This window comes from Pauljensenia sp. OF14-1SRA, from assembly GCF_027694595.1.
GTDB classification, from domain to species: Bacteria; Actinomycetota; Actinomycetes; order Actinomycetales; family Actinomycetaceae; genus Pauljensenia; species Pauljensenia turicensis_B.
On record NZ_JAQEVQ010000033.1, the window covers coordinates 1 to 1,434 of the forward strand.

General features: G+C 55.7%; 2 protein-coding genes. One reads left to right on the forward strand and one right to left on the reverse strand.

Annotated elements, in window-relative coordinates; genetic code table 11:
• The coding region (locus tag PG731_RS09110; RefSeq protein ID WP_270773480.1) for a hypothetical protein at nucleotides 1-246 on the reverse strand (246 nt) is incomplete at its 3' end.
• Between the two features lie 375 nt (nucleotides 247-621).
• Between PG731_RS09110 and PG731_RS09115 the strand changes: the two genes are divergently transcribed.
• Nucleotides 622-1,422, forward strand: coding sequence for a hypothetical protein (locus PG731_RS09115; protein ID WP_270773481.1), 801 nt, complete (start codon nucleotides 622-624; stop codon nucleotides 1,420-1,422).
• The last annotated feature ends 12 nt before the right edge of the window (nucleotides 1,423-1,434 follow it).

Consider the following 1,434-nt stretch of genomic DNA (forward strand, 5'->3'; position numbering starts at 1 on the left):
GCCATTGATTTCTGCCACTTCGCCCAACTTACGCTGTTCCCAAGCTGGCGTTGAAGGCGATTGTCGCTGTGTGCTCTCAGCATCTCGAGTTACCGTGAATTCGTGAATTGCTAATAATCCTTCAATAGCTTTGCAGGCACTAGCGACCATCGCTAGGGAAGTGAAACATCTTTCACTGAATTTGAAGTTTCGGGTATTAACCCCGGTTTTTGGGGAAGAGCCTCTGTGAAAATTTGATTTTTTCACCGGCTCAATAGAGCTATCGGTGTCGCAAATGGGGTTTGCGAACTTCTCTTTGGAAGACTATCTTTACTATGGAACCGTTCTAGGCAACAAAGAAAGGGCGTTTGGAATGCGTTTGAGGGCAGCTCGGCCTAAGGAGGGGATCTTCCGCATGAGGGGAGCGGGTTTTTAGCGACCCTTCTTTGCTGCCTGCTGCTGATAACACTTACACCTGCTGAGGCGATCGCGGCACCGCGATCCCTGGGCAACGATGGCTTAGAGGGCGGGCAACCCGGCACGATTAGGGGCAAGGTTTACGATGACCACCGCCACAACCCCGAGATCTACAACGCTTCCACGCGTCTCGACCCGCAGGACTGGCCGATCGCAGGCGTCAAGATGAAGGCCATGCTGATTAAGTCTGACGGCACGGTGATTATGTCTCGCGACGAGTTCAACAACCCGGTGCCGTTCGAGGCCACCACCAACGCGGATGGTGACTACACTTTCAACTTCCGTCCAGCGCTGCGCGAAGCGTACAACTTGCCTGCCGATGCAGAGAACCCGCGCGTACGTATCGAGCGCTTCGACCGGGTTCGGGTCTGGGTTGATGAGTCCAACTACAACCCTGGTGGCCCGCTTGCAGATTTCACCCCCAAGCGCCTCAACGGCGGCGGCCGCTTCAACGTCGTTGACACGCTAACCCTGTCATGGTTGGGAACCACAAACTACATTCATGGTTCGATCTCGAACTTCAACATGGCTTTCCGCCCCAAAACGAAGACCGCCGCAGACGAGAACGACGCTTGGAACAAGGATGATGTGAACGGCCACCCTGCCAGCCGTCAGTCTCCCGCCGACCCGCTGGGCGACGAGTACGACAAGAAGGGCAAGCACCTGCCGAAGAACCAGTGGGTGCCTTCGTCGCGTCACGTTGCGCCAGGTAAGCGCAACGTTGACACTAACCTTTTCCTGTGCGGCCACGTTTATGCCGACCGCACGTTCAGATTTGACCGCTGGGATAGCGCGCCGGGCAAGAGAGACCGAACTGCAGCTAAAGACCCGGCTGTGCCTGGCGTGCGAGTTGTGGTTTCTTCTTATGCCCAGGACGGCCTCGGCAAGCCGACGGACATTTTGCAGACCCGCTACGACTACACCGATATGGGGGTTAAAGGACAAAAAGAGTTGGTGGAGGGTTAGTCCCAGTTGTTT